A 7,125-nucleotide genomic window follows, 5' to 3' on the forward strand; every position below is an offset into this window, starting at 1 on the left:
AGCCGAGAGTGGGCCCGCCGGTTCGTTCCAGAAACGGAAAAAACGGCCATGCACGCGTTAAACCTGATACGCGGCGCTAGAACGGGCGGCGTAGCGACATTAAATTGGCCGAGCCGGGTTATCCGATGGATTTTTATAACCCGACCTTGGTTTTCAAGTCTTCGAGCCCGTCTTTCCCTTCTCGTTGTGGCGGCTGTTTTACCCTGTGCCGGCTTGGTCCTTTACGACGCTTTCGAGCAGCAGCGCAAGGCCATCGCCGACGGCGAGGAAGCCGCGCTGAGGCTGGCCCAATCGGCGTCCTTCGAGCACCAGCAACTGCTGAACCAATCGCGCGATCTTCTTGTCGTTCTGGCGCAGTTTCCGGAGCAGTTCCTCGACCCCTCATCGTGCCCGCAGAGGTTAGCGGGGCTACAGGCGAAGTTTCCCGCTTTTAACGGCGTCGCCGTCAGCGATCGTAACGGTAAAGTTCTTTGCAGCGGACTGCCGCTCCCCGAGGGAATGACATCCGCAGACCGCCCATGGTTTATTCGAGCCCTGAAGACAAAAGATTTCGTAATCAGCGAATACCTGATCGGCCGCATCACGCAAAAACCAACGCTAATCGTGGCCCAGCCCGTGCTCGATCGGAGCGGCCAGGTCACATCCGTCGTCAGCGCCGGCTTAAACCTCGACTGGCTCCAGAAACTCGTAGCGGCGGCGCGCTTGCCCGAGAGCGCCGTCATCACTCTCACCGACGATCATGGCGTCATCCTCGCACGCCACCCGAACGCCGAGGAATCGGTCGGCCGTTCCGGCGCCGAAGCGGGCATTATGAAAGAGATCCTCTCCCGCAAGCGCGACGAGATTTTGGAGGCAACGGGGCTGGATGGAGTTTCGCGTCTTTATTTCTTCACGCGTTTAAACATCGGTCCGGCCGGCGATTTGTACTTTTCCGTCGGTATTTCCAAGGCTGACTTGACCGCGCCCATCAGGAAAATCATGTGGCGCAATCTCGCGTGGCTTACCCTGGTCTTGCTCGCAGGACTGTCGATAGCCAACGTCTGGGGTAAACTCTTAATTCTAAAACCCCTGCGGGCTCTGAGGGATACGGCCAAAAAACTCACGGCCGGCGATCTTACCGCCCGTGTAAACATCGGCGGAGACCGGGGAGAAATCGCCGAGCTGGCCGGTTCTTTCAACGAGATGGCCGGCGCCTTGGAGAATCAGCAAAATAAAGCTCGTCATGCGCAAGAGAGTTTAAAGACCCAGGCGCTAAAGATGGCGGACCTGAACATGTCCCTGATATCGATCCGGCAAAAACTCGAGGCGGAAATCGCGGAGCGTGAGCAATCGGAACGGCGCATTCACACCTTGTATGAAATCAACGCGGCCCTCAACTCGACGCTGGAATTGAAAGAAGTCCTCGACATCCTGCTGGAAAAAGCGGAGGGGGCTTTTCCCTACCCTTCCGTGACGACCGTGAAGCTGTTCAATGAAAACACCGGGCTATTGGAAGCCCTGGCTTGCCGCAACCTGGACGAGCAGGAATGGAAAGACCAATTACCCGATGAATTGAGCGGCTTCGCCCGCGAGGCGTTCGAAACCAAAGCGCCGGTCATCAGCCGGAACGCCGAGGGAGATCCCCGCGCCCACCCCTCGAAGCTCTACTCCAAGTACGGCCTCGTTTCGTATCTCGGACTCCCGCTCGTCGTCGAGGAAAAAGCTTTAGGGGTTTTGGGGTTCCACACCAAAGAGGAGCACGACTTCACCGTCGAAGAGATCGAGCTGCTCACCCTGCTCGCCGACAAGGCGGCCGTTGCGATCCACAACGCCCAAATGCACGAGGAAATCCTTGCCGGCCGCCGCCGGTTGATGGAGCTTTCGCGCAATTTGCTGCAGGCGCAGGAAAACGAGCGGCGCCACGTCGCGACCGAGATTCACGACGAGATCGGGCAAACGCTGACGGCGCTCAAGCTCAGCCTGGAGATGATGCCGAATCTGCCGCCGCAGCAGGCGAAAGCGCGGCTGGCGGATTCGCTGGACCTGGTAACGGAAACGATCGCGCAGGTGCGCGCGTTGTTGCAGAATCTTCGGCCGCCCATGCTGGACCAGCTCGGGCTGCTGCCGACGCTCGAATGGCACTTCAAGCGCTATACGGCGCAGACGCAGGTGCGCGTAAAATTTAGCCGCAACGGCTCCGCGCCGAGATTCGATCCCGATATAGAAATCGCCGCCTACCGCATCGTTCAGGAAGCCTTGAACAACGTCGCCCGTCATGCCGGCGTGAAGCAGGCGAAAGTCTCTTTGTTTTATGACGGCCGAATCGTGGGGCTGGAGATCAAGGACCGCGGCGTCGGGTTCGACCCCGGCTCCGTCTTGTCGCGCGGCGCCGGAAACGGCATTTCAGGAATGATCGAACGCGCCGCCGCGCTGGGCGGCCGGTGCACGATCCGATCGTCTTCTGGGAAAGGAACTTTGTTGCGCGTCGATCTGCCGGCGGAAATCGCTCACGCGGCGTATCCGTCGATCTTGCCATGAGCATCACCATCCTACTGGCCGATGACCACAACGTCGTGCGCCAGGGCTTGCGCGCGATCCTCGACCGCGAGCCGGATTTTACCGTCGTCGGCGAGGCGGTCGAGGGCTTCGAGGCCGTTCGTCTCGCGGAGCGCCTTCGACCTGACGTATTGGTGGTGGATGTTCTCATGCCCGGATTGAACGGCATCGAAGTCGTGCGCCAGGTGGCCGAGCGCGCGCCCGCGACCCGCGCTCTGGTTCTTTCCGTCGAGAGCGATGAGCGAAACATTCGGGAAGCCCTGACCAACGGCGCGGCCGGATACGTGGTCAAAGACGCGCCAGCGTCGGAACTGATCGAGGCCGTACGCGAGGTGGCGGCCGGGAAACGTCACCTGAGCCCGGCTCTTTCCGAGCTTGCCCTCTCCGCTTACGTGAAAGGCAGTCAAGCCCGCGAGAACGACTCCTACCGGAACCTCACCACCCGCGAGCGCGAGGTCCTCCACCTGGCGGCACAGGGAAACACCAACGCCCAAATCGGCAAGCGGCTGTTCATCAGTCCCAGGACCGTGGAAATTCATCGCGCTTCTCTGATGCGTAAGCTTGGCTTGAAAAGGCTCGTGGACTTGATTCTCTACGCGCTCAAGCGGGGCATTGTGACGGCGGAGTGGTTTTCCGAGCGCCCGCGCCCGGCCGTGAAAGAGTCAAAACCAAAACAGCCTAAGAAGAAGCGACCGGGCTTGGCAAAGCACGGCCGCCGGCTCTAAATTCTCATTCAATTTCGCGGCAATCTCCAACCTACGTATTCGCCCCTAGATCAATTTAAGTATCCTTCCGAATAGCCACTTATCCACAGTCGTTTTACCCTCGACCGGTTGACGCACGCGAACATCCGGACGATCGGAGGGGGGTGAAGCCGATCTCGATTCTATTGGTGGACGACAGCGCGGTTTTTTTGCGCATGGCAAAACTGTTTCTTCAGGACCTCAAAGACGTTGAAGTCGTCGGAACCGCCGGCGGTGGAGAAAACGGCATCGAGCAGACCCTGCGTCTCCGGCCCGACATCGTTCTCGTGGACCTCAATATGCCCGACCTGCACGGTCTCAACGTCATTCCCAAATTGCGCGAGGCCTTGCCGGAAACCCGCATCGTCGCTCTGACGATGCTCGATGATGACGGCTTCCGCAGGGTCTCGACGGCCGCCGGCGCGCACGAATTTATTTCCAAGACGAGGATGCATTCGGATCTTCCCCCGGTCATATACCGGCTCGCCGGACGACCGGCGCCAAGCAAATCGACGGCCGAGTGAATAGGAGCATGTCCAATATCAAAAACCGGAACAACAAAAGAACGCGGCGCGGACAGACGATCCGTAAAGGCGAAGCCTCGGGCATCGGCCCCGAGTTCCAGAGGATGCTGGAGTCCGTTCCCGACGCGATGGTGATCGTCAACACGGCAGGTAACATCGTCCTGGTCAACTCGGAGACGGAGAAACTATTCGGCTACGGTCGCGACGAGCTGCTGGGGAAACCGGTAGAAGTCCTGATACCGAAGCGGTTTCGGGGCCACCCGGAACACCGAACCCGCTTCTTCGCGGACCCGCACCGCCGCCCCATGGGCGCCGGCCTGGAGCTCCTGCGCACGCCGTTGAACGGCATCATCAGTTTCGCTGAGATGATGCACGACGAGCAGCCGGCCGAGGCCGGGCGCGGCCCCGGCGCGGAGAGGATGCCCGGCAGCCAAGGTAAAGTCATGGGAGGTCGTTATGGCGAAAACTGATACGGGACCGCGCGCGAAGAAAGCGGGCGCGGGGCGTCTGTTCGGCGGCACCGCCGAGGAGCTGCCCGTTTTTCTGCAAAACATCCTAGCGTCCTCAACGGAATATTCCATCATAGGCAAGGATCTGGACGGGAAAATCCTCCTGTGGAACGAGGGCGCGCGGCGATTATATGGCTACGCCCCGGAGGAAGTCGTCGCTAAAGCCAACTCCTCGATCCTTCACACGCCTGAGGATGTCCGGGCGGGCAAGCATAACGAGATCATACGTGCGGCGCTCCGCGACGGCAAATGGGAGGGCATCCTCCAGCGCGTGCGCAAGGACGGCCAGCATTTTACCGCCCGGGTCGTCATCACGCCGCGCCGCGACGCCGAAGGCAAGCCGATCGGCTTTCTGCTCATCTCAAAAGACGTTTCCGGCGAGCAGCGCTTCGCCGAAGCGCTGCACCGCGCCAATCTCTTCGACAGCGCGATCGTCGGCGACGCCCAGGGCGCGGTGGACTTCATCACCAACATCCTCGAATCCTCGACCGAGTATTCCATCATCGGAAAGGACCTCTCCGGAAGAATCCTGCTGTGGAACGAAGGCGCGCGCCGCTTGTACGGCTACGAGCCCAACGAAGTCGTCGGCAAGGCCAACTCCTCGATGCTCCACGTCCCGGAGGACGTCAAATCGGGCAAGCACAGCCAGATCATGGAAGCGGCGCTCCGCGACGGCAAATGGGAGGGCACTCTCAACCGCATGCGCAAAAGCGGCCAGCGCTTTACCGCCCGCGTCGTCATCACGCCGCGCCACGATCATTCGGGCAAGCCGATCGGCTTCCTGCTGATCTCCAAAGATATCTCCGAGGAAATCCGCCTCACCGAAGAGCTGAAAGCGACTCAATTCTACACCCGCTCGCTGATCGAGTCGAACATCGACGCGCTGATGACAACCGACCCGGTCGGGGTCATCTCGGATGTGAACCGGGAGATGGAAACGCTCACCGGCTCCAGCCGCGAAGAGCTGATCGGCAGCCGTTTCAAGAATTTTTTCACCGACCCGCTGCGCGCGGAAGAAGGCATCCGCCGGGTGCTCACCGAAGGCAAGGTGACGAACTACGAGCTGACCGCGCTGTCCAAAGACGGGCGCATGACGGTCGTCTCGTACAACGCGTCCACCTTCAGGGACGCCGCGGGCAAGCTCCAGGGCGTGTTCGCCGCCGCGCGCGACATCACCGAGCAGAAAAAACTCGAAGGCCAATTGCGCGACTCGGAGGCGTACAACCGGGGCCTCATCGAGGCTTCGGTCGACGGCCTGATCACCGTCGATCCGACGGGCAACATCTCGGATGTGAACGAGCAGATGTGCCGCATGTCCGGCTACCCGCGCCAGGAGCTGATCGGCAGCGCGTTCGCCGATTATTTTCTCGACAGCGACCGCGCCACGGCCGGCGTCAACGAGACGTTCAGCAAAGGCATGGTCACCGACTACGTCTTGACTCTGACCAAGCGCGACGGCAACAAGCTCAGCGTTTCTTTCAACGCCTCGGTGTTCAAAGACCCGTCCGGCAGCGTGCGCGGAATCTTCGCCTCGGCGCGCGACATCACCGAGCAGGCGCGGCTGCAAACGCAGCTCGGCGACGAGCGCGCCTACAATCGCGGCTTGATCGAGGCCTCCGTCGACGGTTTAATCACGGTCGATCCGACGATTGCGATCACAGACGTGAACGAGACCATGTGCCGCATGTCGGGCTACACGCGGGACGATCTCATCGGCACGCCGTTCTCGAAATATTTCACCGATCCAAAGCGCGCGACCGAAGGCGTCCGGCTCACTCTCGATAAAGGCGCGGTCACGAACTACGAGCTGACCCTCCGGGCCAAGGACGGCCATGAAAGCCTGGTCTCGTTCAACGCGGCGATATTTAAAGACCCGTCCGGCAGCGTGCGCGGGATTTTCGCCTCCGCGCGCGACATCACCGATCAAGCGCGGCTGCAGGGCCAGTTGGCGGAGGAGCGCGCCTACAACCGCGGCCTGATCGAGGCCTCGGTGGACGGTCTCGTGACCGTCGATGAATCGATGAAGATCACCGACGTCAACGACACGATGTGCCGGATGGTCGGCCGGCCGCGCAATCAGCTCATAGGCTCGTCGTTCCCGGGCTATTTCGGCGAGCGGGAACGCGCCGAGGAAGGCATCAAGCTCACCTTCAAAGAAGGCGCGGTCACCAACTACGTCCTCACCTTGGAAACCGCGACGGGCAAGCAGATGCTGGTTTCGTTCAACGCGGCCGTTTTCAGGGATCCGGCCGGCGCCGTGCGCGGGATCTTCGCCTCGGCGCGCAACATCACCGAGCAGAAACAGCTCGAAGGCCAGCTCCAGGCGTCGCAGTTCTACACCCGTTCGCTGATCGAAGCGAACATCGACGCGCTGATGACCACCGATCCGCTCGGCATCATCTCCGACGTGAACCAGCAGATGGCGGCGCTCACCGGCCACACGCGCGAGGAGCTGATCGGCTCGCCGTTCAAAAATTACTTCACCGATCCCGAGCGCGCCGAAGAAGGCATCCGCCTCGTCATCAGCCAGGGCAAAGTCACCAACTACGAGCTGACGGCCAAGAGCAAGACCGGGCGCGAAACGGTGGTCTCGTACAACGCGGTCACGTTCAACGACGCCGGCGGCAACCTTCAGGGCGTGTTCGCCGGCGCGCGCGACATCACCGAGCAGAAAAAATTGGAGCAGCAGCTTCGCGAGCAACAGGCCTACAACCGCGGCCTGATCGAGTCCTCCGTCGACGGCCTCATCACCGTCGATCCCACGGGCATCATCTCCGACGTGAACGACCGCATGTGCCAGATGACCGGCTACGG

At 61.0% G+C, this 7,125-nt stretch carries 4 protein-coding genes and 1 pseudogene; all 5 read left to right on the forward strand.

The features are described 5' to 3' along the window. Positions 1-213: 213 nt before the first annotated feature. Positions 214-2,517 carry a cache domain-containing protein gene (locus VGL70_22245; GenBank protein HEY3306251.1) on the forward strand — a complete coding sequence of 768 codons (2,304 nt, stop codon included), beginning with the start codon at positions 214-216 and terminating at the stop codon, positions 2,515-2,517. Continuing rightward, positions 2,514-3,260, forward strand: coding sequence for a response regulator transcription factor (locus tag VGL70_22250; GenBank protein ID HEY3306252.1), 747 nt, complete (start codon positions 2,514-2,516; stop codon positions 3,258-3,260). The genes VGL70_22245 and VGL70_22250 overlap by 4 nt, the downstream gene beginning before the upstream one ends. A 143-nt stretch (positions 3,261-3,403) precedes the next feature. Further along, a complete protein-coding gene (locus VGL70_22255) occupies positions 3,404-3,802 on the forward strand; it encodes a response regulator (protein HEY3306253.1) in 399 nt (132 codons plus the stop codon). A 104-nt stretch (positions 3,803-3,906) separates the two neighbouring features. Then, positions 3,907-4,128, forward strand: a pseudogene (locus VGL70_22260) (PAS domain S-box protein). Between the two features lie 130 nt (positions 4,129-4,258). Continuing rightward, positions 4,259-7,125 (forward strand): PAS domain S-box protein (locus tag VGL70_22265; GenBank protein ID HEY3306254.1); only part of this gene is annotated, 2,867 nt, incomplete at its 3' end.

It is taken from the genome of Candidatus Binatia bacterium (assembly GCA_036504975.1).
GTDB lineage: Bacteria > Desulfobacterota > Binatia > UBA9968 > UBA9968 > JAJPJQ01.

Bases quoted from the DNA above. Each gene is read 5' to 3' on its own strand.
- VGL70_22250 (HEY3306252.1), top strand. From the start codon at position 2,514: ATGAGCATCACCATCCTACTGGCCGATGACCACAACGTCGTGCGCCAG.